This window comes from Streptomyces monomycini (assembly GCF_022271435.1).
Taxonomy (GTDB): Bacteria; Actinomycetota; Actinomycetes; order Streptomycetales; family Streptomycetaceae; genus Streptomyces; species Streptomyces monomycini.
Map to the genome: position 1 here is coordinate 79,523 of NZ_JAFIQY010000024.1, position 24,326 is coordinate 103,848.

General features: G+C 71.8%; 26 protein-coding genes, 1 tRNA gene and 1 pseudogene. 13 read left to right on the forward strand and 15 right to left on the reverse strand.

The genetic code is table 11. The features are described from left to right. Positions 1–27 precede the first annotated feature (27 nt). From JXZ78_RS24920 to JXZ78_RS24935, 4 genes are all read right to left on the reverse strand, one after another. Positions 28–612, reverse strand: a complete 585-nt coding sequence (locus JXZ78_RS24920) for a hypothetical protein (protein WP_030021642.1) — start codon at positions 610–612, stop codon at positions 28–30. 118 nt (positions 613–730) lie between these two features. Beyond that, complete coding sequence (locus JXZ78_RS24925; protein ID WP_030021641.1) at positions 731–1,675, reverse strand: MurR/RpiR family transcriptional regulator; 945 nt, start codon at positions 1,673–1,675, stop codon at positions 731–733. Positions 1,676–1,820: 145 nt separating this feature from the next. After that, a complete protein-coding gene (locus tag JXZ78_RS24930; protein WP_030021640.1) occupies positions 1,821–2,081 on the reverse strand; it encodes a hypothetical protein in 261 nt (86 codons plus the stop codon). Between the two features lie 173 nt (positions 2,082–2,254). Continuing rightward, complete coding sequence (locus JXZ78_RS24935; protein ID WP_030021639.1) at positions 2,255–3,271, reverse strand: LacI family DNA-binding transcriptional regulator; 1,017 nt, start codon at positions 3,269–3,271, stop codon at positions 2,255–2,257. A gap of 167 nt (positions 3,272–3,438) precedes the next feature. Between JXZ78_RS24935 and JXZ78_RS24940 the strand changes: the two genes are divergently transcribed. The 4 genes from JXZ78_RS24940 to JXZ78_RS24955 all read left to right on the forward strand — a co-directional run bounded on the left by JXZ78_RS24940 (position 3,439) and on the right by JXZ78_RS24955 (position 6,942). Beyond that, complete coding sequence (locus JXZ78_RS24940; RefSeq protein WP_030021638.1) at positions 3,439–4,335, forward strand: amidohydrolase family protein; 897 nt, start codon at positions 3,439–3,441, stop codon at positions 4,333–4,335. 11 nt (positions 4,336–4,346) lie between these two features. After that, positions 4,347–4,976, forward strand: coding sequence for a cysteine dioxygenase (locus JXZ78_RS24945; protein WP_078624423.1), 630 nt, complete (start codon positions 4,347–4,349; stop codon positions 4,974–4,976). 66 nt (positions 4,977–5,042) lie between these two features. Next, complete coding sequence (locus tag JXZ78_RS24950; RefSeq protein ID WP_030021636.1) at positions 5,043–6,512, forward strand: purine-cytosine permease family protein; 1,470 nt, start codon at positions 5,043–5,045, stop codon at positions 6,510–6,512. 10 nt (positions 6,513–6,522) lie between these two features. After that, positions 6,523–6,942 (forward strand): hypothetical protein, encoded by a 420-nt coding sequence (locus JXZ78_RS24955; protein WP_030021635.1) that lies wholly within the window; start codon positions 6,523–6,525, stop codon positions 6,940–6,942. Positions 6,943–7,383: 441 nt separating this feature from the next. Here the strand turns inward: JXZ78_RS24955 and JXZ78_RS24960 are convergent, their stop codons facing one another. Continuing rightward, entirely contained in the window at positions 7,384–8,775 is a 1,392-nt protein-coding gene (locus tag JXZ78_RS24960; protein ID WP_030021634.1) for a cystathionine beta-synthase, read from the reverse strand. Between the two features lie 272 nt (positions 8,776–9,047). Here JXZ78_RS24960 and JXZ78_RS24965 point away from each other — a divergent pair, with 272 nt between their 5' ends. The 3 genes from JXZ78_RS24965 (at position 9,048) to JXZ78_RS24975 (ending at position 13,119) form a co-directional block, all read left to right on the forward strand. Beyond that, complete coding sequence (locus JXZ78_RS24965) at positions 9,048–10,085, forward strand: SGNH/GDSL hydrolase family protein (RefSeq protein WP_030021633.1); 1,038 nt, start codon at positions 9,048–9,050, stop codon at positions 10,083–10,085. A 515-nt stretch (positions 10,086–10,600) separates the two neighbouring features. Continuing rightward, entirely contained in the window at positions 10,601–11,821 is a 1,221-nt protein-coding gene (locus tag JXZ78_RS24970; protein WP_030021632.1) for an acetyl-CoA C-acetyltransferase, read from the forward strand. A 380-nt stretch (positions 11,822–12,201) separates the two neighbouring features. Beyond that, positions 12,202–13,119, forward strand: a complete 918-nt coding sequence (locus tag JXZ78_RS24975; RefSeq protein WP_030021631.1) for a hypothetical protein — start codon at positions 12,202–12,204, stop codon at positions 13,117–13,119. A 118-nt stretch (positions 13,120–13,237) separates the two neighbouring features. On the opposite strand, the gene JXZ78_RS24980 is transcribed toward JXZ78_RS24975, so the two are convergent. After that, entirely contained in the window at positions 13,238–13,540 is a 303-nt protein-coding gene (locus JXZ78_RS24980; protein WP_208870178.1) for a hypothetical protein, read from the reverse strand. Positions 13,541–13,650: 110 nt separating this feature from the next. Between JXZ78_RS24980 and JXZ78_RS24985 the strand changes: the two genes are divergently transcribed. Continuing rightward, complete coding sequence (locus JXZ78_RS24985) at positions 13,651–13,878, forward strand: DUF4287 domain-containing protein (protein WP_003984087.1); 228 nt, start codon at positions 13,651–13,653, stop codon at positions 13,876–13,878. 109 nt (positions 13,879–13,987) lie between these two features. Here JXZ78_RS24985 and JXZ78_RS24990 read toward each other — a convergent pair whose 3' ends face one another. Together JXZ78_RS24990 and JXZ78_RS24995 are read right to left on the reverse strand one after the other, a co-directional pair. Further along, positions 13,988–14,845, reverse strand: a complete 858-nt coding sequence (locus tag JXZ78_RS24990) for a Bax inhibitor-1/YccA family protein (protein WP_030021629.1) — start codon at positions 14,843–14,845, stop codon at positions 13,988–13,990. 257 nt (positions 14,846–15,102) lie between these two features. Further along, the gene (locus tag JXZ78_RS24995; protein WP_238783355.1) at positions 15,103–15,501 is read right to left on the reverse strand and encodes a rodlin; all 399 of its coding nucleotides are present in this window, start codon (positions 15,499–15,501) and stop codon (positions 15,103–15,105) included. Between the two features lie 225 nt (positions 15,502–15,726). Between JXZ78_RS24995 and JXZ78_RS25000 the strand changes: the two genes are divergently transcribed. Then, positions 15,727–15,888: a hypothetical protein gene (locus JXZ78_RS25000; RefSeq protein ID WP_157851643.1), complete on the forward strand. Its 162-nt coding sequence runs from the start codon at positions 15,727–15,729 to the stop codon at positions 15,886–15,888. 107 nt (positions 15,889–15,995) lie between these two features. Here JXZ78_RS25000 and JXZ78_RS25005 read toward each other — a convergent pair whose 3' ends face one another. The 5 genes from JXZ78_RS25005 to JXZ78_RS25025 form a co-directional block, all read right to left on the reverse strand. Continuing rightward, positions 15,996–16,397, reverse strand: coding sequence for a rodlin (locus JXZ78_RS25005; protein ID WP_030021627.1), 402 nt, complete (start codon positions 16,395–16,397; stop codon positions 15,996–15,998). 137 nt (positions 16,398–16,534) lie between these two features. Next, positions 16,535–16,843, reverse strand: a complete 309-nt coding sequence (locus tag JXZ78_RS25010; RefSeq protein WP_030021625.1) for a hypothetical protein — start codon at positions 16,841–16,843, stop codon at positions 16,535–16,537. A 235-nt stretch (positions 16,844–17,078) separates the two neighbouring features. Further along, the gene (locus JXZ78_RS25015) at positions 17,079–17,312 is read right to left on the reverse strand and encodes a chaplin (protein ID WP_030021624.1); all 234 of its coding nucleotides are present in this window, start codon (positions 17,310–17,312) and stop codon (positions 17,079–17,081) included. Positions 17,313–17,596: 284 nt separating this feature from the next. Then, positions 17,597–17,998: a rodlin gene (locus JXZ78_RS25020; protein WP_030021622.1), complete on the reverse strand. Its 402-nt coding sequence runs from the start codon at positions 17,996–17,998 to the stop codon at positions 17,597–17,599. Between the two features lie 348 nt (positions 17,999–18,346). Next, positions 18,347–18,637: a hypothetical protein gene (locus tag JXZ78_RS25025; protein WP_030021621.1), complete on the reverse strand. Its 291-nt coding sequence runs from the start codon at positions 18,635–18,637 to the stop codon at positions 18,347–18,349. A gap of 343 nt (positions 18,638–18,980) precedes the next feature. Here JXZ78_RS25025 and JXZ78_RS25030 point away from each other — a divergent pair, with 343 nt between their 5' ends. Further along, positions 18,981–19,577 (forward strand): STAS domain-containing protein, encoded by a 597-nt coding sequence (locus JXZ78_RS25030; protein ID WP_063726117.1) that lies wholly within the window; start codon positions 18,981–18,983, stop codon positions 19,575–19,577. 343 nt (positions 19,578–19,920) lie between these two features. Here JXZ78_RS25030 and JXZ78_RS25035 read toward each other — a convergent pair whose 3' ends face one another. Then, positions 19,921–21,369 carry an MFS transporter gene (locus JXZ78_RS25035; protein ID WP_030021618.1) on the reverse strand — a complete coding sequence of 483 codons (1,449 nt, stop codon included), beginning with the start codon at positions 21,367–21,369 and terminating at the stop codon, positions 19,921–19,923. Between JXZ78_RS25035 and JXZ78_RS25040 the strand changes: the two are divergent. Together JXZ78_RS25040 and JXZ78_RS25045 are read left to right on the forward strand one after the other, a co-directional pair. After that, positions 21,354–21,908: pseudogene (locus JXZ78_RS25040) on the forward strand (helix-turn-helix domain-containing protein); the annotation flags it as partial. The gene JXZ78_RS25035 and the pseudogene JXZ78_RS25040 sit on opposite strands and share 16 nt — an antisense overlap. A gap of 185 nt (positions 21,909–22,093) precedes the next feature. Continuing rightward, entirely contained in the window at positions 22,094–22,549 is a 456-nt protein-coding gene (locus JXZ78_RS25045; RefSeq protein ID WP_238783356.1) for an MmyB family transcriptional regulator, read from the forward strand. Positions 22,550–23,006: 457 nt separating this feature from the next. On the opposite strand, the gene JXZ78_RS25050 is transcribed toward JXZ78_RS25045, so the two are convergent. Then, a tRNA-Leu gene (locus JXZ78_RS25050) sits at positions 23,007–23,088 on the reverse strand. A gap of 437 nt (positions 23,089–23,525) precedes the next feature. Here JXZ78_RS25050 and JXZ78_RS25055 point away from each other — a divergent pair. Next, positions 23,526–24,305 carry an ABC transporter ATP-binding protein gene (locus JXZ78_RS25055; protein ID WP_238783357.1) on the forward strand — a complete coding sequence of 260 codons (780 nt, stop codon included), beginning with the start codon at positions 23,526–23,528 and terminating at the stop codon, positions 24,303–24,305. Positions 24,306–24,326 lie beyond the last annotated feature (21 nt).

Sequence of the window (24,326 nt, forward strand, 5' to 3'; positions counted from 1 at the left end):
CCGTCGGAGCAGCTGCCGGACCGGCCGTCAGACCTTCGCCGCCTTCGGCCGGGCCGCCTTCGCCCCGCCGGGGCGCGCGTCCTTGGCCGCCACACCCGTCGTCAGGTAGCCGCGCACGTCCCGCCCGGCGGGCCCGCCGCGTACGGCCGCCTCCGTACGGACCCACAGCAGCGCGTCGTGCTCCCGCTCCCAGCAGCCCAGCCACAGCGCCTTGGCCCACAGCCCGAGGCCCGCCCCGGCCAGCAGCATCCCGCCCGCCGCGGGCAGCGCGAACGAGGAGCCGAGCGCGGCCAGGAAGGCGAGCAGCAGCCACCAGCGGTGGGCCCGCCGCCAGACCCGCAGCGTCACGGCACGGTCCTGGAGGATCGCCGACTTACCGGCCCGGGACGCCGCCTTCGCCAGGCGCGCGTACCGCTTGCGGCGCACCGCGAAGACCGCGTACGCCGCGACGATGAACAGCGCCGCCCCGGCGAACACCCCGATCCGCCGCCCGGTCAGCCCGGGCACCAGCACGCCCGCCCCCGCGGCCAGCACACCCGGCCACCACAGCCACCCGGCCGGCGCCCGTACCAGCACCGCCACCCGCGCCAGCGCAACAGCCCCGCGACCCACGACAACCTCCTCCTCGCTCCACGATCCGGCTACGGATCGACGTCACGGCGGCGGATGGTAGCCAGCCCGTCTGAGAATTCCGTGAAGCCGGCCGTCAGGCCCGTGGAGCGGTGGCGGCTCACTCCACGAACAGCCCCCGCTCGGCCGCCTTCGCGTCGAACTCCTCCAGCCGCGCCTGCGCGTCCGGCAGCGCGTCACACATCGCCTCCAGCAGCACCCGGCCGAGCAGCATCGGCGCGCAGGCCGTGTCGAAGGCGAGGCCGGTGCCGACGGCGGCGGGCAGCAGCAGGTCGGTGTGGCGGGCGACCGGCGCGAAGGCGCTGTCGGCGACCGTCACGACGGTCAGACCGGCGGCGCGCGCGTACTCCAGGGCGTCCACCACCTCGCGCGGGTGGCGCGGCAGCGCGAAGCACAGCAGGGTGCTCGCGCCCGCCTGCACCGCCGCGTCGATGCGGTCGGTGAGCATCGTGCCGCCCTCGTCGAGCAGCCGGACGTCCGGGTGGACCTTGCGGGCGAAGTACGCGAAACCGGCGGCCTGCGCGGTCGCCGCCCGCAGCCCGAGGACCGGCAGCGGCCGGGAGGCCGCGAAGAGCCGGCCCGCCCGGACCACCGGGCCCGGGTCGGCCAGGACCGCCGCGAGGTGCCGCAGATTGTCGATCTCGGCCTGTACGGCCTGCTGGTACTCGTTGCTCGCCTCGGTGCCGCGCGCCGTCGCGGCGGGCACGACCTCCCGCAGGTGCTTGCGCAGCGCCGGGTAGCCGTCGAAGCCGAGGGCGACCGCGAAGCGGGTCACCGAGGGCTGGCTGACCCCGGCCAGTTCGGCGAGTTCGACGCTGGAGAGGAAGGGCGCGTCGGCGGCCCGGCGCACCATGCAGTGCGCGATACGCCGCTGGGTCGGGGTGAGGCGGTGCCCTTCGAAGAGCTTCTGGAGACGCGCCGCCGTGCCGGTGGCCGCTCCAGGGCCGGGCTCCGGCGTTCCGTGCGCCCCCTGGCTGCCGTGCACCCCCCGCGTGCCCGCTTCCGCCGCCGTGCCGCCGCGGTCCTCGCCGCCGTCCCCGTTCATCGCTGCCTCCCGGCCGTGTTCGCGGCCGTGCTCCCGGCCTTCGTGTCGTTCCTGGTCGTGCGGGGCGGCGGCGTACCGCGCGGGTCCCGTCCCGCCGCCCGACTGTACGTAATCGGGACGCGCTCCCCGCCCCTTTCCCCCCGCTTCACAGCGCCGCCGGCCCGTCCAGCAGCCCCTCCGCCACCACCACGTCCGCCGCCGGCGGCCGATCCGCCATCCGCGCGTCCAGCGCACCGGCGGCCTGGGCGAGGGTGAGGGCGTTGCTGCTGATGAAGGCGAGGGCGTCATAGCCGTCCGCGCCGAGACCGCGCCCGTCGAGGGCGACCGTGCGCGCGGGCCCGGCGGGGCCGTCCGCGGCGGGTGTACGGCCGGGCCGTCTGTCCTGGTCCGGAGTCCGGGACGGCATGGTGCGCGGCTCCCTTCCCCGACAGCCCTTATTCACTCACTGATGACTCTGCATGACGATATACAGTCGGGCAAGAGTGCGGGGCGTGGTCGGGCAAGAGGGCAGGACCGCGGGGTACGGCCGGGCAGCACCGCGGGACCGCGGAGCCGGCACCACGAACGTCCGGCGCCCCCTCACACCCGTACCGCCGACCCCCGCTCGCTCAGCCGCGGCGCGCACAGCATCCGCTTGCGCCGGACGCGCCGCCCCTCGACGGCCGCGACGGCCAGCCGTGCCGCCTCCGCGGCGATGCCGGCGAGTCCCCAGTCCAGTGTCGTCAAGGGCGGGGTGAGCACCTGGGAGACGGGGTGGTCGTCGAAGCCGACCACCGAGACGTCCCGGCCGACCGCCAGCGATGCCTCGGCCGCCGCCGCGTAGACCCCGTACGCGATCGAGTCGGAGAAGCAGAACACCGCCGTCGGCTTCACCCCGCCCGGCCCGCCACCGCCCAGCACGCGCCGCGCGACCGCCGTCGCCTCGCCCAGTTCCTGCGCGCACGGCAGGACTTCGGCGGTGATGCCGAGGCGCCCGGCCGCCTCCCTCACGTACACGTCGGCGGGCCGGTCGGGGGTGGACGGGCCGGTCGGCGTCAGGACGGTGACCCGGCGGTGGCCCAGCCCCACCAGGTACTCCAGTACGGCGTCGATCCCGGCGCGGTTGTCGAACAGCACCTCGCCCGCCGTACGGGCGCGGCGCAGCGAGTCCCCGATGGAGACCACCGGCACCGCCTCGGCGATCTGCGCCCAGCCCGCCGCCGAGGGGTCGACCGGTGACACCAGGAGGCCGTCGACGCGCTGGTCGCGCAGTTGTTTGGCCAGGGCGAGTTCGCGCTGCGGGTCGCCGCCCGCGTCGAGGATCAGGGCGTAGCGGTCGCCCGCGAGCAGCTCCCGCCCTATCGCCGCCATCAGCTGCTGCTGCCACAGGTCCTGGAGGTCCCCGGCCAGCACACCGACCATGCTGGTCCGGCCGCTGGCCAGGGCGCGGGCGATGGGGTCCGCCTCGTAGCCGAGTTCGGCGGCGGCCTTGCGCACCCGCTCCTCGGTCTCCTTGGAGACGTGCGTGCCGCGCAGGGCGTAGGAGACGGCGGCGGTGGAGAGCCCGGTGGCCTCGGCCACCTCGCGGAGGGTGGGGCGCTTACGGGGCCTGACCATGCCGGAAGCCTACCCAAGGCAGCGGCGTCTCCCGCGTGTTGCTTCGCCCGCCCGCCGCCGGGTGCGCGCGGGCGCCCCTGCCGTTCCCTTGACGCCGTTCCGGTTAATCGCTTCACTCAATCGCATCACTGAAGCGGTTAACCTCCTCCACCCACGGGAGGAAGTCCGTGCCTTCCGACGTCCACCAGCACGTGTGGCCACCGCGGTTCACCGACCTGCTGCGCACCCGCCGCGCACCGCCCCGCCTGGACGGCTGGACGCTGCACCTGCCCGGCGAACCCCCGTACACCGTCGATCCCGCCGACCACGACCTCACCGCCCGGACGGAACGGGCCCGCGCCGACGGGCTCGACCGGGCCCTGCTCTGCCTCTCCAGTCCGCTCGGCGTCGAATTCCTGCCGCCCGCCGAGGCCGTCCCGCTGCTCGACGCCTTCCACGAGGGCGCGCTCGCGCTGCCCGCGCCCTTCGGCGTCTGGGCCTCTCCCTGCCTGTCCGCCCGGATTCCCGACCCCGCCTCCGTCGTGCGGCTGCTGCGCAGCGGCTGCGTCGGGCTGCAACTCCCCGCCACCGCCTTGCTCGACGCCGCCGGGTGGGCCCGTTGCGCGTCTTTTCTCGATGCCGCGGAACACCTGGGCAGGCCCCTGTTCATCCACCCCGGGCCCGCTCCCCCGGCCCCGCCGGGCAGCCCTCCGTGGTGGCCCGCCCTGGTCCCGTACCTCCAGCAACTGCACGCCGCCTGGTTCGCCTTCCGCGCCTTCGGCCGCCCCCGCCATCCGCGCCTGCGCGTCTGCTTCGCCGCTCTCGCGGGCCTCGCCCCGCTGCACGGCGAACGGCTCGCCGCGCGCGGCGCCCGGGACCGCGGGCGCGTCGATCCCGGCGTCTTCTACGACACCTCCTCCTACGGCACACGCGCCGTGGACGCGGTCGTCCGCGCCGTCGGCATCGACGCCCTGGTGCACGGCAGCGACCGCCCGTACGCCGTACCGGACGTGCCCGACCTCGGCGCCACCGCCGTGCACGCCCTGCGCACCGCCAACCCCGCCCGCCTCCTCGGCCCGGCGTAAGGAGCCCGCACATGTCCCCCGAGGTCCCCGCGGCACCCCCGCCGCACGACGTCCCCGCGCTCTTCACCGCCCTCCCCGCCCGCAACCTCGGCAAGCGCGAACTGCGCACCCTGGTCGACCGGCTGGCCGCCGCGCCCGGCCTCTGGCGCGGCGAGGTCGCCTTCTCCGACGCCGAGCGGCACTACGCCTCCCTGCACCGCGACACGTACGTGGACGTCTGGCTGCTGTGCTGGACCCGGCAGAACGACACCGGCTGGCACGACCACGACCTCTCGTCCGGCGCGGTCCGGGTCGTCCAGGGCGTGCTGACCGAGTCCAACCCGCGGATCGGCGGCGCGCACCTGGCCGCCCCCGTCCGGGCCGGCGCCTCCTTCTGCTTCGGCCCGGACCACATCCACCGGCTCACCGGCGCCACCGACGACGCGGTGTCCCTGCACGCGTACTCGCCGCCGCTGTGGCGTCTGGGGCAGTACGCCATCACCGAAGACGGGCTGATGCGCCGTCTCTCCGTCTCGTACGCGGACGAGCTGCGCCCGCTGGAGCCCACCGCCTGCCCGGATCTCCGTACGCCCGCGTCCCGGACCGCGCCCACGGCCGTACCCGGAGGCCCCGGCACCACCTTTCCCGGTCCCGGGTATTGATTTTTCCATTCACCCACACTGATCCTGCATGAACTCATACAGCCGATGCGCGGAAGAGGGCAGCCGATGGCGGCAGTGGTGGAACAGCGCACGATCGACGTCGTCCCGGACGACGAACGCCACGGCACGCCGGTCAGCCAGTTCACCCTGTGGCTCGGCGCCAACCTCCAGATCACCGCCGTCGTCACCGGCGCGCTGGCCGTCGTCTTCGGTGCCAACGCCTTCTGGTCCCTGATCGGCCTGCTGCTCGGCAACCTCCTCGGCGGCGCGGTCATGGCGCTGCACTCCGCCCAGGGGCCACGGCTCGGCCTGCCGCAGATGATCACTTCCCGGGCCCAGTTCGGGGTGCGCGGCGCGGTGGTGCCGCTGGCCCTGGTCATCGTGATGTACATCGGCTTCTTCGCCAGCGGCACGGTCCTGGCCGGGCAGGCGGTCGGCGAGCTGACGCACCTGGGCGCCACCCCGGGCATCGTCGTCTTCGCCGTGGTCACCGCCGTCGCCGCCGCGGTCGGCTACCGGCTCGTCCACATCCTGGGCCGCGTCGCCAGCATCGTCTGCGCGCTGGCCTTCCTCTACCTCGGCGCGCGCCTGCTGGAACGGGCCGACCTGGCCGTACTCCTGCACGACCGGTCCTTCTCCTTCCCGCTCCTCCTCCTCGCCGTCTCGCTGTCCGCCTCCTGGCAGCTGGCCTTCGGCCCGTACGTCGCCGACTACTCCCGCTACCTCCCCCGGCACACCTCCACCCGTGCCACCTTCTGGTGGACGCTGTCCGGCTCGGTCCTCGGCTCGCAGTGGTCGATGACCTTCGGCGCGCTCGCCGCCGCCGCGGCCCCCGCCGCCTTCGTGGGCCACGAGGTCTCCTACGTCGTCTCCCTGGGCGGCACCGGCCTGATCGCCTCGGCGCTGTACTTCGTCATCGCCCTCGGCAAGCTGACCATCAACGTGCTGAACACCTACGGCGGTTTCATGTCGCTGGTCACCAGCGTCAGCGGCTTCCGCAAGCCGGGGGCGCCCGGCGCCGGAGGCAAGGGGAGCACTGTCACGCCACGCGGCCGGGCCGTCTACATCACCGGCATCATGCTCGCGGGCACCGCCGTCGCCCTGCTCGGCAAGGACTCCTTCCTCACCTCGTTCAAGGACTTCCTGCTGTTCCTGCTGACCTTCTTCACGCCCTGGTCGGCGATCAACCTGGTGGACTACTACCTGATCTCCAAGGAGCGGTACGACATCCCGGCGCTCAGCGACCCGGCGGGCCGCTACGGCGCCTGGAACGGCCGGGCGCTGGCGGTGTACGCGGCCGGGGTGCTGGCCCAGTTCCCCTTCCTGGCCACCCACTTCTACACCGGCCCGCTGGTCTCCCCGCTCGGCGGCGCCGACCTCTCCTGGCTCGTCGGCCTGGCCGTACCCGCCGTCCTGTACTGGGCCGTCGCCCGCCACGACACCGGCCGCATCCCGCCCGCCGGCGCCCAGGAGCCGGGTTCCACCCCCACGAATACGGGGGAAAGCCCTACCGCGCGGCCCGCTTCCCGTCCGTAATCTCGGCAGCATGGCTACCCATGACCCGGAGTTGCGGAAAGAACTCGACGCGACCCTGCAGACCCGCAAGGAGCTGGGGCCGGAGTACGAGTCGGAGTTGGTCGAGCGCTTCCTGGAGAAGCTCGACACGTCGGTCGACCAGCGGGTGCGCCGGCAGTTCGCCCAGCAGCAGATGCAGGTCGCGCGCGGCGCGCAGCCGCCCCGTCCACGGTCCGAGCCCGGCAACGGCTACGGCGAGCGCTTCGGCTTCGCCACCGTCTCCCTGGTGCTGGCGATCCCGCTGTCCGCGATCGGCGCGGCCCACGCGGACCTGATCGGGATGCTGGTCAGCTGGGCCGGGATCGTCGGCGTCAACGCGCTGCACACCTCCGGCCTCTTCGGGTGGGCGGCGCCCGGGAAGCGCAAACGGGAGGCGGACGGATGGGACTGAGCCGCCCGGCGCGCGGGCCGGGCGGCGGCCGGCGCACGGGTCGTTCCGCGGACCGGCGCGCGGGTCGTTCCGCGGATCGGCGCGCGGGGCGTTGCGCGAGCCGGCGCGCGAGTCCGGGCGCGGACCGGCGCGAAGGCCGGTGCGCGGGGACCGCCGCACCCCGGCCGGAGCCGGGGGCGGGACGACGGCGGTCCCCGCGGGGACGCGGACCGGGTCAGGGCCGGTCGTCGCGTCCGGGCGATCTGCGGAAGGTCCGGGAGCCGCTCCGGAAGTCCGTATCGCCACCGTCACCACTGTGCCGGGCCCGTGTTAAGCCCGTGCTGCGGGCGCGTGACGCATACGTAGCCCTTGCGGTCTCCGCCCGTTTCCTGACGGCCACTTGACGCCGGCTGTCCTCGGCGCCGCGCACCGCCCGTCCCGGGCTCCCCGGCGTCCCCGTGCTTACGCCTGCTTGGCGTCCCGCGCCAGGAAGGCGAGCAGGTCCTGCCGGCTCACCACGCCCGTCGGCTTGCCCTCGACGAGCACGATCGCCGCGTCCGCCTTCTCCAGGACCGCCATCAGGTCACCGACCGGCTCGCCCGAGCCGACCTGCGGCAGCGGCGGGCACAGGTGCTTCTCCAGCGGGTCGTCGAGCGACGCGCGCTGCGCGAACAGCGCGTCCAGCAGCTCGCGCTCCACGACCGAGCCGACGACCTCCGCCGCCATCACGTCGGGGTGCCCGGCGCCCGGCTTGACGATCGGCATCTGCGAGACGCCGTACTCGCGCAGCACCTCGATGGCCTCGCCGACCGTCTCCTCCGGGTGCATGTGGACCAGCGAGGGCAGCGCGCCCTCCTTGTGCCGCAGCACGTCGCCGACGCGTGCCGCGGGACCGGCGTCCTCCAGGAAGCCGTAGTCCGCCATCCACTCGTCGTTGAAGATCTTGCTGAGGTAGCCGCGGCCGCTGTCCGGCAGCAGGACCACCACCACGTCGTCCTCACCGAGCCGCTCGGCGACCTCCAGGCCCGCCACGACCGCCATGCCGCAGGAGCCGCCGACCAGCAGGCCCTCCTCCTTGGCCAGGCGCCGGGTCATCTGGAAGGCGTCCTTGTCCGAGACCGGCACGATCTCGTCGGCGACCGTCCGGTCGTAGGCGCTCGGCCAGAAGTCCTCACCGACGCCCTCGATCAGGTACGGACGGCCCGAGCCGCCGCTGTAGACCGAGCCCTCCGGGTCGGCGCCGACGACCTTGACCCGGCCCTCGCTGGCCTCCTTCAGGTAACGGCCGGTGCCGCTGATGGTGCCGCCGGTGCCGACGCCCGCGACGAAATGAGTGATCTTTCCCTCGGTCTGTTCCCACAGCTCGGGACCGGTCGTCTCGTAGTGCGAACGCGGGTTGTTCGGGTTGCTGTACTGGTCCGGCTTCCAGGCGCCCGGCGTCTCACGGACCAGCCGGTCCGAGACGTTGTAGTACGAGTCCGGGTGCTCCGGGTCCACCGCCGTCGGGCAGACCACGACCTCGGCGCCGTACGCCCGCAGCACGTTGATCTTGTCCGTGGACACCTTGTCCGGGCAGACGAAGATGCACTTGTAGCCCTTCTGCTGGGCCACGATCGCCAGGCCCACCCCGGTGTTTCCCGAGGTCGGCTCCACGATGGTGCCGCCCGGCTTCAGCTCGCCGGACTTCTCGGCGGCCTCGATCATCCGTACGGCGATCCGGTCCTTCACGGAGCCGCCCGGGTTGAAGTACTCGACCTTCACCAGGACGGTCGCCCGGATCCCCCGGGTGACGTTCCTGAGCTTCACCAGCGGGGTGTTGCCGACGAGCTCGATCATGGATTCGTAAAACTGCACGGTGGTCTCCGCTGTCGGGGGCGCGCTGTCCTGCGCCCATCCGACCAGCCTATTGCCCGCCCCTCATGGAGTCGCCGCGCGTTGCACGGCCCGCCCGACGGGGCACCACCTTGGTACGGCACTTCTCGCCGCCGCCACCACGACGCCCCGGCCCGGGCCCCGCGGCCCGCCTCCGCCACCGACTCCGCCCGCCGCTCCGACTCCGTCCGCCCGTCACTCCGCACGACATTCCGTACGTTTTCGCACGCACTGCACGGGGAGGTGCCCGGCCTATGCCGATGACGATGTCCAGGGCGAGGGTGGCACGGCGGATCGCCGCCGCCGCCGCGGTGGGCGGCGGCGGGATCGGTCTGCTCGGCGTGGCCGGTGTCGGCCTGCTGCTGACCGAGGTCCGCCTCGCCCGCCGTACGGTCGGCGGCTCCAGCGCCCAGCCGCCCTGCGCGGACGGCCGCTACGGCTCCGCCTTCGCCCACCGCACCGACCGGCCCGCGCTGCGCCTGGGCTTCCTCGGCGACTCCACGGCCGCCGGACAGGGCGTCCACCGCCCCCGCCAGACCCCGGGCGCCCTGCTCGCCTCCGGGCTGGCCGCCGTCGCGGAGCTGCCGGTCGACCTGCACAACGTGGCGCTGCCCGGCGCCCAGTCCGACGACCTCGACCGGCAGGTCACGCTCGTCCTGGCGGGGCCGGGGCCCACGCCCGACGTCGTCGTCATCATGATCGGCGCCAACGACGTCACCCACCGGATGCCGCCGGCCCGCTCGGTGCGCCTGCTGTCCGACGCGGTCCGCCGGCTGCGCGAGGCGGGCTGCGCCGTGGTCGTCGGCACCTGCCCCGACCTGGGCACCATCGAGCCGGTCTACCAGCCGCTGCGCTGGGTCGCCCGCCGCCTGTCCCGGCAGCTGGCCGCCGCACAGACCATAGGGGTGGTGGCGCACGGCGCCCGTACGGTCTCCCTCGGCGACCTGCTGGGACCCGAGTTCGAGGCGCACCCCCGCGAACTGTTCGGCCCCGACAACTACCACCCCTCCGCCGAGGGCTACGCCACCGCCGCGATGGCCGTCCTGCCCACCCTTTGCGCCGCACTCGGCCTGTGGCCCGAAGAGGAGCACCCGGAGCCGTACCGCCGCGAAGGCATCCTCCCGGTGGCCGAGGCCGCCGCCCAGGCCGCGGACGAGGGCGGCACCGAAGTCACCGCCACCCGCGCCCCCTGGGCCCTGCTCAAACACCGCAGGCGGCGGCAGATCCCCACACCGGAGCCGACGGAGGCCGCAGAGAGGACCAGCCCGTCCCGGGGCACCTCCCAGCGCTGAGCGGGAAAGCTCACGGACGAGCAAGACGAAATCGCCCGGGCCGGCAAAACCGGCCGGCCCGGCGTTCGAGGACGAGCGAGCGAAACCGGCCGACCCGTCACTTGAGGACGAGCCAAGCAAACCCAGCCCGTCCAGCGCTTGAGAACGAACCAAGCGAAACCAGCCCGTCCGGCGCTTGAGAACGAACCAAGCAAGATCAGCCCGTCCGGCGCTTGAGGACGAGCGAAGCGAAACCAGCCCGTCCGGCGCTTGAGGACGAGCGAAGCGAAACCAGCCCGTCCGGCGCTTGAGGACGAGCGAAGCGAAACCAGCCCGTCCGGCGCTTGAGGACGCCCGCCGCAGGCGCACCGTGCCCGCAGACACACATACGCCGCACCCCCATCCCCCGCAGCCAAGCGCAGCGATAAGCACCCGCTTAGAAAAGAGTTCCGCATCACAAGCGCTACCGCGTGACCTCCGCCCTACGGCCGGGTAACTTCCCCCTCAGCCCTGCCAGTCCTCCCCCTGGAGCCGTCATGCCCGAAGCCGTGATCGTTTCGACCGCCCGCTCCCCGATCGGCCGCGCCTTCAAGGGCTCCCTGAAGGACGTACGGCCGGACGACCTGACCGCCGGCATCATCCAGGCCGCCCTCGCCAAGGTCCCCGCGCTCGACCCGGAGGACATCGACGACCTGATGCTCGGCTGCGGCCTGCCCGGCGGCGAGCAGGGGCACAACCTGGGCCGGATCGTCGCCGTGCAGATGGGCATGGACCACCTGCCCGGCTGTACGGTCACCCGCTACTGCTCGTCCTCCCTCCAGACGACCCGGATGGCGCTGCACGCCATCAAGGCGGGCGAGGGCGACGTCTTCATCTCGGCCGGCGTGGAGACCGTCTCGCGCTCCGTGAAGGGCACCTCGGACGGGATGCCCGAGACCCACAACCCGCTGTTCGCGGACGCCGAGGCGCGTACCGCCGCCCGCGCCGAGCAGGAGGGCGTCGACTGGCACGACCCGCGCGCGGACGGCCTGCTGCCCGACCCGTACATCGCGATGGGGCAGACCGCGGAGAACCTGGCCCGCGCCAAGGGCGTCACCCGCCAGGACATGGACGAGTTCGGCGTACGGTCCCAGAACCTCGCCGAGCAGGCGATCAAGAACGGCTTCTGGGAGCGCGAGATCACCCCGGTGACCACGCCGGACGGCACGGTCGTCAGCACGGACGACGGCCCGCGCGCGGGCGTCACCCTCGAAGGCGTTCAGGGCCTCAAGCCGGTCTTCCGCCCCGACGGCCTGGTGACGGCGGGCAACTGCTGCCCGCTCAACGACGGCGCCGCGGCCCTCGTGATCATGTCCGACACCAAGGCCCGCGAGCTGGGCCTGACGCCGCTCGCCCGGATCGTCTCCACCGGCGTCAGCGGCCTGTCGCCGGAGATCATGGGCCTCGGCCCGGTCGAGGCGTCCCAGCAGGCCCTGCGCCGCGCGGGCCTGGGGATCTCCGACATCGACCTGGTGGAGATCAACGAGGCGTTCGCCGCGCAGGTGATCCCCTCGTACCGGGACCTCGGCATCGACCTGGACCGGCTGAACGTCAACGGCGGCGCGATCGCTGTGGGCCACCCCTTCGGGATGACCGGCGCCCGCATCACCACCACCCTGATCAACTCCCTCCAGTGGCACGACAAGCAGTTCGGCCTGGAGACGATGTGCGTGGGCGGCGGCCAGGGCATGGCCATGGTCGTCGAGCGCCTGAGCTGACCCCGGCCGGCGGGGCGCCGTCCACGGCGGACGGCGCCCGGCCGACGGGTACGGACCGCGGACGCGCCCCGGTTCCGCGACCGTCCGTGTCCGTACGTCCCCCATCCGCGCCACACCCGCACCCTGTGTCCCAACTGACGTACACAGAGCGACCGTCGGTGAGCTGGGTCACCGGTTGACGAGATCGCGATCAAATCGCCCCCAGGATTGTGACCAAACCCCCCACGTGGCCACGTCCTCGCAGGTCAGCGCGGTGTCACCCGAACGCACCAGGACCGAATCCCCGCCCGGTCGAGGACCTGCGGCACTGGGCCCGGTCGCCGACGACCGGCAGCCTGATGTAGGAAGTCGGGGGACATTCTGCTAATGGGAGTACGTCAGTGAGCGCCATCACTCTTGCCCTGCTGCTGGCCGCGGCGGTCGCCGTGGCCCTGGGAGCGGCCGCCCTGTACACCGCCCACGCGCTGCGCCGCCAGGTCACCGGGCTGCGCGCCGAGCTCCTCGCCGCGTACGCGGACGCCCGCGCCGAGGCACGCGCGCAGTCCGCCGCGCCGAGCATCCCCGCCGCCCGCACCACCCCGGACGCGGGGCACGCGCTCGCCGACATACGGGCCGCCGTCGCCGACGCGCTGGCCGAGGAGCGGGAGCGCGAACTCGCCGAGGCCCGCGCGTTCTGGGCCGCCCAGGAGGCCAGGGACGCCGCCGACGCCCCGTCCCTGATGGGCCCGCTGGACGGCGGCATCGACCACTTCGACCCGCACGAGCGCCTCGACGACGTGTACTTCCTGCCCCGGCAGGCGGACCTCGCCGGGCTGGAGCCGCTGCTCGGCCCGGACGCGCCGCACGCCGCCGACGGGCCGGGCGCCCTGGAGGCGCTGGAGGTGGAGGCGCTGGAGAGCGAGGCCGCCGAGGAGGCGGAGTCCGCCGAGCTGGCCGCCGCGCGCCGGCGCCACCCCTCGCACCCGGACTTCACCCCGGCTCCCGCCGTCGGTGACCACGAGCGCACCGTCGGCCGCCTGGAGGAGCTGGCCCGCGACCGCACCCCGCTCGCGGACGTCCGCCCCGGCCCGCTCGGCACCCTGGACGTCTACGTCTTCACCGACGGCACCACGATCTGCATGACGCCCGGCCACCGCGAGACCGCCGAGCGCGTCGCCGCGGCCCTCCGCGCGGGCAGCGCCCCCGTCCTCCTGGGCGGCTCCGGCATCTCCGGCGCCTACGCCCTGACCTTCTCCTGGGGCCCCGCCACCACCGACAGCGTCTACATCCTCGCGGACCGCGTCATCGCGTCCCTCTGAAAATCGTCCCGCCCGCGCCGTAATACGTCCTGCCCGCGCCGGAGAACGTCCTGCCCGCGCCGGAAAACGTCCCGCCCGCGCCGAAGAATCCGGCCGGAAGCAGCCGTTCCCCGGGGGCTCAGCAGCGCGCCGAGGCCCCCCGCACCAGCTCCACCGCCGCCGCCAGCGCGCGCTCGTCGCCGGCGGCGCGTACCGCCTCCACCAAGTCGTGCCCGGCCACCGCCACTTGGTCACCGACCGCGAACATCCCGGCGTCCGGGATCTCCCGGGGCTCCCGTCCCGGCTCCTCGACGTGCTGCGCCCGTACCGCCAACTCACGGGCCAAGGCGAGCGCTTCGGCCGCCGCGCCGCGCGCCAGGGCGCTCTGCGGCAGCGCCCGCAGGCGGTCGGCGAGGGCTTCCACGGCAGTCTGCAAAGGCATCACGTCAAGCACAGGCCGAGCTTATGCGCCACTCCCGGGTGGTTGCCAACACCCCAACGGTCAGGCACGGTGGGCTGAAGGACCAGCATCGAACGCGTCCGGAGGCGCCGATGTCTCAACTCTTCTCCGAAGAGACCCACCGGAACCTGCTCTCCCGCATCCCCCACTGCACCGGCCGCGAAGTCTCCGACTGGCTTCGCACGGTGGATGAAGGCCCCGCTCTCTTCCGCTTCGAGGAGAAGGTCAGCTGGCTCCGGGGCGAGCACAATCTCGCTTACGGGCACGCCAAGGCGATCGTCCACGAATACGACCTCAGGCGCGCCGCGCGCAAGCTTTAGCCGTGCCCGCCGAGAGACATGGCGAAGGGCCCGTGGGAACGCCCACGGGCCCTTCGTCAGGTCTCCGGCCGGGTCACCGCGGCGGGCGTCGCCCGCCGCGGTGCCCGCCTCAGTCCCGGAGGATCGAGATCAGCCGCAGCAGCTCCATGTAGATCCACGCCAGCGTCACGGTCAGGCCGAACGCGGCCAGCCAGGACTCCTCGCGCGGAGCGCCGTAGGCGATGCCGTCCTCGACCTGCTTGAAGTCCAGGGCCAGGCACAGCGCGCCGAGCACCACGCCGACGACGCCGAACAGGATGCCCAGGCCGCCGCTGCGGAAGCCGAGGCCGTCACCGCCGCCGAAGGCCATGAACAGCACGTTGACGAACGACAGCAGCACGAAGCCGAGCAGCGCGATCATCAGGTACCGCGTGAAGCGGGCGGTGACCCGCACGATGCGGGTCTTGTAGGCGATGAGCATGGCGACGAAGACCGCCATGGTGCCCATCACGGCCTGCATGGGCGCGCCGGCCAGCTTCGGCACGTCGTTGATCGCGCCGCTGAGCGCGCCGAGGAACAGGCCCTCGAACGCGGCGTAGGTCAGGATCAGGGCCGGCGAGGGCTTGCGCTTGAAGGACTGGACGAACGCCAGCACCATCGCGATCAGCCCGGCGCCGACGGCGAAGCCGAGGCTCTTGGTCAGGAAGATCCAGCCGACGGCCGCACCGGCGATCACGGTGCCGAGCGTCATGCCGGTACGCAGCACGACGTCGTCCATCGTCATCCGACGGGTCTGCGGCGCGTACTGCGGCGTCTGGGTGCCCGGCGCGGCATCCTGGGCGTACGGGTTGCCGCCCTGGGCGTACGGGTTGGTCCCGGCGTAAGGGTTCGCTGCGGCCCCGGCCTGCGGCGGCGCGTCGAAGCCCGCGTAGCCGTTGTTGTCGCGGCTGAACCCCCGTCGCGAGAAGACCGGGTTGCTGCTCCTCATCTCACTCCTCCATGGCCGCCGTGCGCGGCCTTCCCACAAGGGTAATGGCTTGGCAAAAGCACGTTCTAGTTCTTGAGCAGGATCTTCACCGCAACTTCGGGTGATCAATCCCGCACGGGGACGATTCCCCCGGTGGATCACGTCCGTAGGACGTACGGGAGGCCGAGAAGGTGCCCGGACGCCGTTGAGGGACCGTACGCGGGTGGCGTGCGGTCCCTCAACGGGTTTCGGCGGCCGGCGGGCGGCCGCCGGACGGGTCACTCGTTGTTGACGCCGTTCTGGGAGAGGATCGGCAGCTTGTCGATGAGGTGCGACAGCGCCTGGTCCTGCTGGGACTCGGTCGAGTTCTCGACACACTGCTGGTGCTGGTCCGAGGACAGGATGTCCTGCACGCCGATGTTGACCAGGGCCACGATGTTCTGGACGTTCGTGACCGGGATGCCGATGCACAGCTTGTTCAGCGAGTCACCGATGAGCGTGGCGTCCGGGCTCATGTCGCCCTCGGTGCCGCCGTTGCCGAATGCCTGCGCCGAGTGGTTGCCGTTCGCCGTTCCGGTGTTGCGGCCGTCGCCCACCGCCATGGCCTGCGGAGCGGCCGCCGCGGAGATACCGACCAGAGACGCAGCAACCGCCACGCTCGCCATCATCTTGTTCATCTCGAAACCCCTTCAGGAAATGAACTCCCATGACGAAGGGAGCCCTGTAAGAAACAACCCGGCGCAGCCCGGAAAGTTGCGCATCATCACCCGAACAGATCGACATTCCAGCGTCCTGCCCGAAATGCCACTCTTCCGTGTGGGCTTTCGGCAGCACGTTCCGGGGACGATTCTCCCGGCCCCGCCGGACAGCGAAAGGACAAGGCTTACCGCATGGTCGCCCCCGTGGACGCGATGCGCGTGAAAGAGGAAATCGTCGCGGCGGTGCGCCGCGGCGACGACGCCGGCGTCGACACCCTGCTCGGCCGCTTTGCCCGGGTCGCCGATCTGGAAGCGCTGATGAGTCTGCGCAGAGCTCTGCTGGAACAGCCGGACGAGTGCGGCTGACCTCGGCACGCGCACCGGCCCCGGGAAAACACCGCAGGGAAAAGGGCCCGCGCCGCCGGACGGCGACAGCGCGGGCCCTCACCCCGGTCACGCGGCGACGGCACCCGTCACTGGTTGTTGGTGCCGTTGACGGAGAGGACCGGCAGCTTGTCGATGAGGTGCGACAGCGGCCCGTCGCCCTGGACCTGGGTCGAGTTCTCGACACACTGCTGCTTCTGGTCCGAGGACAGCAGATCCTGCACACCCACGTTGACCAGGCCCACGACGTTCTGCACGTTGTCGATGGGCACCGCGATGCAGGGCTTGTTGAAGGAGCCCTGGATGAGCGCGAACTGCGGGCTCATGTTCCCCATCGTGGAGAAGTTGCCGTACGTCTGGGCCGCGCCGTTGCCATTGACCGTGGTGACCTTGCGGTGGTCTCCGACGGCCGATGCTTCTGGAGCGGTGGCGGCCGCGATACCGACAATGGAAGCAGCCGTGGCCACTGTTGCCAGCGCCTTGTTGATCATATGTGATCCTTCGCGTTTCGGGATGCTCTTTACCCGGGGGCAGTGTGCACAACTCGGTGTGACGAGCTTGGTTGTGCTCCATCACTCAAATGATTTCGCGTACAACTGAGCGGCACAGTTGTACCGCGGGCCGGGCCTTACTTACGGGCCGGCTTGGCCACCTCGACGCCCCTGAGCCCCGGCGTCTTCTGAGTGACATCCCCGACGGTGTTCAGCAGCTTCTTCGTGGCAGTGGAACTCTGCAGATCACTGGAGGTGTTCTCGACGGTCCGGACCACCGGATCGAGCTGCCGGCCGTCCAGCTGCTTGTTCTTCAGGGCGTCCGCAAGACCACCGTTCAGGCTGAAACTCGGCACCTGCCCCGGTGCACCGGCGAAAACGGGGGACGCCGCTCCCAGAGCCATGACGGAACCGGCCAGAAACGCGGCCGTCTTCGCGTACTTCACTTTCCGCTGTCCTTTCCTGAGCGGTGCTGGCGACCGCCGCGGCCGAAAACTTCGCGCGGCCTCCCCGGCTCTCTCCGGACCACCGCTTTTTCGGTGTTCAACAATGTCGGCCCGAAAGAGAAACCCATCCGTTTCACCACTTCCCGGCCCCCTCCGACGCGAAGGGCCCCGGCACGCTTGGCTGGCGCGCCGGGGCCTTTCGCTCCATCCACTGCTACCCGTTCGACGCGGTGCGTCAGTCGTTGACGCAGGTGTTGCCGAACGCCGGGTTCAGCAGACCGATGATGTCGATCGAGTTCCCACAGAGGTTGATCGGGATGTGGATCGGGACCTGGAGAACGTTGCCGGAGAGGACGCCGGGGGAGTTCTGGGCGGCGCCCGAGGTACCCGCGTCGGCGAACGCCGGAGTGGCGGCTCCGGCCGCCATGAGCGTTCCAGCAGCGACTGCGGCAACCTTCGCGTACTTCACTTTCAGCCCTTTCCGCAGCGGAGTCTGAAACGGTCACGTCCTTCGTGCCGCACGGGCGCCCTCTAGATCGCCCGTAACACCGCTACCAATATGTGTAACGATTCGTCCGCGCCGACGAAACTCCTGCGAAGTCGATTTTCACGAGGAATCGCCCGAATGGTTCAGCGCGGCACAGATAGAAGAGTGGGGTAATGCGGGGACTGCTCGCGCTTTTTTAAAGCGCAAAGGCCCGAGTCGTTCAGGAGGAGAGAACCGACGCCCCGGGCCTTTTACGGCAGACCGGCTCAGCTGTTGTTGACGCCGTTCTCGGACAGCAGCGGGAGCTTGTCGATGATGTGCGACAGCGGCTGGTCGCCCTGCGACTCGGTCGAGTTCTCGACACACTGCTGGTTCTGGTCCGAGGACAGGATGTCCTGCACGCCGACGTTGACCAGGGCCACGATGTTCTGCACGTTCGTGATCGGGATGCCGATGCAGGGCTTGTTGAGCGTGCCTTCGATCAGGCTCAGCTGCGGGGCCATGTCGCCCTCGGTGCTGGAGTTGCCGAACGCCTGCCCTGCACCGTTGCCGTTGGCTGTCGACGTGCCACGACCGTCACCGACCGCCATGGCCTGCGGAGCCGCCGCGGCCGAGACGCCGACGATGGACGCAGCTACGGCCGTCGTGGCCAGGAACTTCTTGATCACGATTCACCCTTCTCGAAGCGGAGTGCCCGTTTCCGGAGCGTCCTGGACAACTCGCGTCCGCCAGTTCAGTTTCGCCGGTTCACCCGAATGCCACGAAACCGTAGACACATATCACCGCGCCATCGCCCGCCCGGGTGCGCATGCGCCAATCAAAAGCCCCCGACTCCGGGCAGCCGTCGTCAAAATCGCGAAAATGAGCGAAACCGCCATCGGCTCCGCCCACCGTGCCATTCCCCGCCCCGGCTGTCATAATCCCGCCGCACAGAGAAAGGCCCCGCGACACGCGGGGCCTTTCCTGGTCTCAACGGGTGGGCGGGCCCAGGAGCCGCCCGTCCCGCGGAAGCCGGCTCACTGCTCGACGTTGCCGATCGCCAGGCCGACCTTGGTCACGTTCTTCTTGTACTTGAACTTGTACGTGTCGTTGTCGTTGTACGTGTACGCCTTGTTGTCGTTGTACTCGTTGTGCTCCTTGTGCACCCGGTCACAGTGGAACTTGCCGTACTTGGCACCGCAGTTGTTGCCGGCGCTGAGGCGCGGCGCGTCGTCCCACGACGCGGCGGAGGCCAGGCCCGAGAGCGGGACGACGGCAAGGGCGGCGATGGCGAACGAGCCCGCGGTACGACCGATGAACTTGCGCATGCTTTCTCTCCTCGTGCGCAGAAATGTGACACGGGATGTCTACCGCGGCCGTATGTGATCGAACACGCGCTGCCATGTGATATATCTGTTCGGGTCCGAAGTGCGACCATTTGCAGCACCAGCGTTTCCCCCGTGGAAATGCTTGCGCTATCCACGGCGACACGCATTCGTGCGGTGCGCCGAATGCGGGACCGGCCCCCGGGGCCCGGCACCCGCCGGCGCCCCCGCACGGCGGGCACGCCCCGTGCCGGCGCCGGGGAACGGAGCGCCGCCCGGCACACTGGACGGGAGCGGGGACGCGCCCCGGGAGCCCGGCCGGTCCGGGCGCACACGTGGAGGAGCGATGGCCCAAGGCAGGCGGCACCTGACGATCACCACGGTCGTCGACGCCGAGGAGTGCGCTGTGCTCCGGGTGGCCGGGGAACTGGACGTGCACGCGGAGCGGCAGTTCCTGGACGAGTCGGGGGCCGTGATCGCGGCCGGGCACCGGTTCCTGGTGCTGGACCTGACCGCGCTGCGGTTCTGCGACTCCCGCGGCCTGAACTGCCTGCTCGCCCTGGAGTGGCTGTGCCGCCGCATGAACGGCCGCCTGCTGCTCGCCTCCCTGGGCGTCCGTGTCCTGCACGTCCTCCTGGTCACCCGGGCCGTGGACGCGCTGGCCTGCTTCCCGACCGTCGGCCACGCGCTGGCCGCCGTCCCCGAGGAGATCCGCCCGGCCTGGCCCCCCGGCGGAACGACGCCCGCAGACGGTGACGGCAGCGACAGCAGCAGGAGCAGCCGGAACGGCGCAGCCGAGAACAGCGGGAACGGCGCGAGCGAGAACCGCGGGCCCGGGATCGACGGGAGCGGGACCGGCACCAAGTCCCGCGCCACGGACGCATACCGCTCTCACGGCCAGGGACCGACGCAACGCGACGGCCGGGGCAGCACCGCCCCGTAACCGTCCGGCGGAAATGCGCACCGGGGACGGCCGGAGCGCGCGCCAGGTGTGACGACGTCGAACTCGGTGAGCAGCCTTGTCGTCCCACCAGCGGGACAACACCGTACGGCACGGGAGTTCACCGCCTTTCCCGTGCCGGAGAAGCAACCCCGGACCTTTCCGGACCCCGGCGGCCGGCGCCCGGCGACCGACGACGAACCCTTCACCCCACCGCACGGAATCCTCTGTAACCAGCAGCGAACGTCCACCCGAACCCGCCGATGTCACCCGGCACCACGGACCGATCCTGTGACATGCGGGGCAAGGGCAGCACGGTGGGGATTCCTTCCGCCGCCCCGGGTTGTCACACGCGGGACGTCCGCGGGGGCAGGAGGTGCAGGAGGGCGGCGGTGAGGACGGAGAGCGCGGTCAGTACGACCGTCGAGACGCCGAAGCCGTACACGAGACCGCCGGTGGAGGCGAGCGCCGCGAACAGCGCGCCGATCCCGGCGACACCGGCCGCCTCGGACGCCTGGACCGCGGTGAGGATGCCGCCGGAGGCCGCACCGGCGTCCTCGGGAGCGATCCCGGAGAGCGCCATGCCGATCAGCGAGGTGGCCACGATGCCGCCGCCGAACCCGTACAGCAGCAGGCCGGGCATCAGGGCCATCGCCTGGCTGCCCGGGCCGGCCTGCTCGACCGCCACCCACACCGCCAGCAGCCCGACGCCCATGAGGACCGCGGAGGCCGGTACGACACGCTGGCCGAAGCGCGCGACGAGCTTCCCGCACAGCATCGCGGAGACCGAGGTCAGGACGGCCATGGGCGTGAACTCCATCGCGGAGCCCAGCGGGGTGAAGTCCAGCGCCTTCTGGAGGTAGAAGGCCAGCAGGAAGACGAACGCTCCGTTCACGCCGTAGAAGAACAGCGCGGTCGGCAGACCCATGGAGAAGCCCCGCTGTGTGAAGAGCCGCGGCGGCAGCAGCGGCGCCCCACCGCTGCGCGCGACCCGCCGCTCCCAGACGATGAACAGCGCCAGCAGGACCGCACCGCCCGCGATCTCCAGCGCACGCACCGTGGTCCAGCCCTGTTCGGCGCCGATGACCAGCGCGTGCACCAGGCCGAAGAGGCCGAAGCCGAGCAGGACGACTCCGCCGAGGTCCAGCTTCGTCGCCGTCCGCTCGCCGTGGTCCTTGACCAGCATCAGGGCGCCGGCGAAGGTGACCAGGCAGAGCGGCACGTTGACGAGGAAGACGGCGCGCCAGCCGAGGCCGGCGATGTCCCACTCGACGAGGAAGCCGCCGACGATCTGGCCCGCGAGCACCCCGACGCCGATCACGGCTCCGTACAGGCCGATCGCCCGGGTCCGCTCCTCGTCCCGCTGGAAGGTGACCTGGACCAGCGCCAGCACCTGCGGAAGCATCACCGCGGCCGCCAGTCCCTGCACGACGCGGGCGCCGACCAGGAAGCCCTGGCTCTGGGCCACCGCACAGGCGACCGAGGTCACCGCGAAGCCGGCGACACCGGTCAAAAAGACGCGCCGGCGGCCGAGGATGTCACCGAGGCGGCCGCCGGTCACCAGTCCGGCCGCGTACGCCAGCGTGTAACCGGTCGGCACCAGCTGGATGTCCGCGAAGGTGGCATGCATCCGCGCCTGGATGGAGGGATTCGCGACATTCACGATGAAGATGTCGAGGAATCCCATGAAGGCGCCGAGCAGCAGAATCCACAGGGCGGCCCGCTGCGCCTTCGTCGCCGCCGGTGGTCCCGTGACGGAACCGGTCTCCGCCGTGACGGATGTGTGGCGCTCCACTGCTCTTTCCGTTCTGGACAACTCGACTGCCTTTCACTGCACCTGTGCAAAAGGGGGGTGGGCCGACGCGCAGCGCATGGCAGACCGACCCCCGCTCAGGCCGGAAAGCTCGCCACGTAGGTGTGCGGGTCGCCCATCGCGCAAAAACCGCGTCCGGCGGTGGGGCCGGCCGGCAACAACGGGCGGAGCCGACGGCGCATCACCGTGTGCCGCCAAGTCCCAAACCGGGGGCGGTCATTGCGGGACCGTGCGGGCGGGCACTCATTCAGTGTCAGGGACATGGTTACGCGGGCCAAGTCGGTCTTTATGCTATTGCTGTGACCACCACGCCAGGCGCAGAGTCGGAGCCGCGCCGCGATGACCTCCGTGCCTTCCTGCGGAGCCGCCGGGCCCGGCTGTCGCCGCAGGAGGTGGGTCTGCCGGCGGGCAGCCGGCGCCGTACTCCCGGACTGCGGCGCGAGGAGGTGGCCTCGCTGGCCGGGGTCGGCCTCACCTGGTACACCTGGCTGGAACAGGGGCGCCGGATCTCGGTGACGACGAGCATCCTCGACGCGGTCAGCGGCGCCCTGCGTCTGGACCGTACCGAGCAGGCGCACCTCTACCGGCTCGCCGTCACGCCCCGCCCCGTCAGGCCCCCGCGCCCGACGCTCCGGCCGGCGCCGCGGCCACCGTCCCGGAGCAGGTCGTCCGCCTCGTCGAGGAGTGGCTGCCCAGCCCCGCCTACGTGCTCGACCGCCACTGGCGCTTCCTGTGCGGGAACGCGGCGGTGCAGCGGGTCTTCGGCTCGGTGCAGGCGCGGCAGAGCTGCCTGGACGGGTTCCTCGGGGCCGGCGGTCCGCACGACGTCCTGACGGAGTGGGATGCGATGGCCCCGTCGCTGGTGGCGGAGTTCCGCGCCGAGGCGGCCCGTTATCCGGACGACCCCGCCTTCGCCGAGATCATCACGAAACTGTCGCGGCGCAGTGCGGAGTTCGCGCGGCTGTGGAGTCTCCATGAGGTCCGGGACACGGCGCTGGGGGTCAAGGCCGTCCACCATCCGGAGGCCGGGCGGCTGGTGTTCGACCGTACGACGGTCCAGATCGCCGACCACGCCGAGCTGCGCGTCGTCCTGCTCCTTCCCACGGCCGGTACCGGCACACGGGAGCGGCTGGACGCACTGGCGCCCGCCGGGTCGGGCTGACGGACAGCGGGCGGCAGCGAGAGCAGGACCAGGACCAGGAGCGGAAACGCGACAGGCCGGGCATGGTGCTGGACCGGTGCGACACCGACCGGCGCCCGGTGGGCAGCGTGTTCCTGAGACCCGGGGTTCCGCCCTTGCCGGCCGAGCGGCTGCGGGCGCAGCACGCGCCGGTCAACCGGTCCCCGGCGGGTCCACCCGGTTCCCCGACGGCTCCACCCGAGCCGACGCCGGCCGGCTCCTCCGCCGGGCCGGTTTCGCCCGGGCCGTCAACCCCCGCCCCCGGCACCGCCGTCGCCCCTCGCCCGACGGCGGAAAACGTCCGGCGGCGCGCGTTCCCGCGGCCGTGCCCGCCGTCCACGCGCGACAGCGCCACGTGCTCCCGCCGTGCTCCCACGGTGGTCGCGCGCAGCGCTACCTGATCAGCGTTCCCCCAGGTCAACCGGGCCTTGCCGTACTGTGCCCGGAGCCGGACTTGAACCGGCACGGCCCGAAGGCCAGCGAGGTTTAAGCTCGCCGTGTCTGCATTCCACCATCCGGGCCTGGGATCCCCCATGCCACCTCAAAGGGGGCAGCACGAGCCTAGCCCGCAGTGCCCGCCGAACAGGGGCCCGTCTTCCCGAGGTTGTCTTATTTTATTGGCAACTGAGGGGTCATCAGCGGCTGGTACGGGCCTTCGGCACATGCCTGTGGCCCACCCCCGCCGCTCCGGAGCCTGCCGTCGGCCCTGTCCGGATTGACGGAAACTCGATGCCGTGCGTGCGCCCCCGCGAGCGCCCTTCCGCCCCCTCGGCCCTGTCGTCACCTCTCGGGGTCTCCGTCATACCCAGGGATGACCGCCCGGGTCCGCGCTACGCCCCAGGGCTCCCCCAGGACGGGCTCAGGGGCTGACGTTGGCGTGCCGGCGCCTCCCCCACGATGGAAAAGGGCGCTTTCACCCGGCCCCCACGGCCCCGACGTTCGACAGGAGTCCCTTCCCGTGACCAGCCCCCACACCGGCGTTCTCACCGCCACCCGCGCCACGGTGGCCGCACGCGCCACGGATCTCACCAAGGTCTACGGACAGGGCGAGACCCAGGTGGTCGCGCTGGACCAGGTGTCCGTGGACTTCCGGCAGGCCGAGTTCACCGCGATCATGGGCCCCTCGGGGTCCGGCAAGTCCACCCTCATGCACTGCATGGCCGGACTGGACGCCATATCCCGCGGCTCGGCCCTGATCGGCAGCACCGAGCTGAACGGTCTGAAGGACAAGAAGCTCACCCAGCTGCGCCGCGACAAGATCGGCTTCATCTTCCAGGCGTTCAACCTGCTGCCGACGCTGACCGCGCTGGAGAACATCACGCTGCCGATGGACATCGCGGGCCGCAAGCCCGACCGGCAGTGGCTGGACCAGGTCGTCCAGACCGTCGGCCTGTCCGGGCGGCTCAAGCACCGGCCCGCGCAGCTCTCCGGCGGCCAGCAGCAGCGCGTCGCGGTGGCCCGCGCGCTGGCCTCCCAGCCCGAGATCATCTTCGCCGACGAGCCGACCGGCAACCTCGACTCCCGCTCCGGCGCCGAAGTTCTGGGCTTCCTGCGCAACTCCGTACGGGAACTGGGCCAGACCGTGGTGATGGTGACCCACGACCCGGTGGCGGCGGCCTACGCGGACCGGGTGATCTTCCTCGCCGACGGCCGCATCGTCGACGACATGGCCGACCCGACCGCCGACCGGGTCCTGGAGCGCATGAAGGGCTTCGACGCCAGGGGCCGCGTCAGCTGACCGGTAACAGCAGCCAGCTCA

What these genes read in the sequence shown, in the direction of transcription:
- JXZ78_RS24925 (WP_030021641.1), bottom strand. Translation starts at nt 1,675, where the DNA reads ATGAACGGGGACGGCGGCGAGGACCGCGGCGGCACGGCGGCGGAAGCG.
- JXZ78_RS24930 (WP_030021640.1), bottom strand. Translation starts at nt 2,081, where the DNA reads ATGCCGTCCCGGACTCCGGACCAGGACAGACGGCCCGGCCGTACACCC.
- JXZ78_RS24935 (WP_030021639.1), bottom strand. Translation starts at nt 3,271, where the DNA reads ATGGTCAGGCCCCGTAAGCGCCCCACCCTCCGCGAGGTGGCCGAGGCC.
- JXZ78_RS24945 (WP_078624423.1), top strand. Translation starts at nt 4,347, where the DNA reads ATGTCCCCCGAGGTCCCCGCGGCACCCCCGCCGCACGACGTCCCCGCG.
- JXZ78_RS24950 (WP_030021636.1), top strand. Translation starts at nt 5,043, where the DNA reads ATGGCGGCAGTGGTGGAACAGCGCACGATCGACGTCGTCCCGGACGAC.
- JXZ78_RS24955 (WP_030021635.1), top strand. Translation starts at nt 6,523, where the DNA reads ATGGCTACCCATGACCCGGAGTTGCGGAAAGAACTCGACGCGACCCTG.
- JXZ78_RS24965 (WP_030021633.1), top strand. Translation starts at nt 9,048, where the DNA reads ATGCCGATGACGATGTCCAGGGCGAGGGTGGCACGGCGGATCGCCGCC.
- JXZ78_RS24970 (WP_030021632.1), top strand. Translation starts at nt 10,601, where the DNA reads ATGCCCGAAGCCGTGATCGTTTCGACCGCCCGCTCCCCGATCGGCCGC.
- JXZ78_RS24980 (WP_208870178.1), bottom strand. Translation starts at nt 13,540, where the DNA reads ATGCCTTTGCAGACTGCCGTGGAAGCCCTCGCCGACCGCCTGCGGGCG.
- JXZ78_RS24985 (WP_003984087.1), top strand. Translation starts at nt 13,651, where the DNA reads ATGTCTCAACTCTTCTCCGAAGAGACCCACCGGAACCTGCTCTCCCGC.
- JXZ78_RS24990 (WP_030021629.1), bottom strand. Translation starts at nt 14,845, where the DNA reads ATGAGGAGCAGCAACCCGGTCTTCTCGCGACGGGGGTTCAGCCGCGAC.
- JXZ78_RS24995 (WP_238783355.1), bottom strand. Translation starts at nt 15,501, where the DNA reads ATGAACAAGATGATGGCGAGCGTGGCGGTTGCTGCGTCTCTGGTCGGT.
- JXZ78_RS25005 (WP_030021627.1), bottom strand. Translation starts at nt 16,397, where the DNA reads ATGATCAACAAGGCGCTGGCAACAGTGGCCACGGCTGCTTCCATTGTC.
- JXZ78_RS25025 (WP_030021621.1), bottom strand. Translation starts at nt 18,637, where the DNA reads ATGCGCAAGTTCATCGGTCGTACCGCGGGCTCGTTCGCCATCGCCGCC.
- JXZ78_RS25030 (WP_063726117.1), top strand. Translation starts at nt 18,981, where the DNA reads ATGGCCCAAGGCAGGCGGCACCTGACGATCACCACGGTCGTCGACGCC.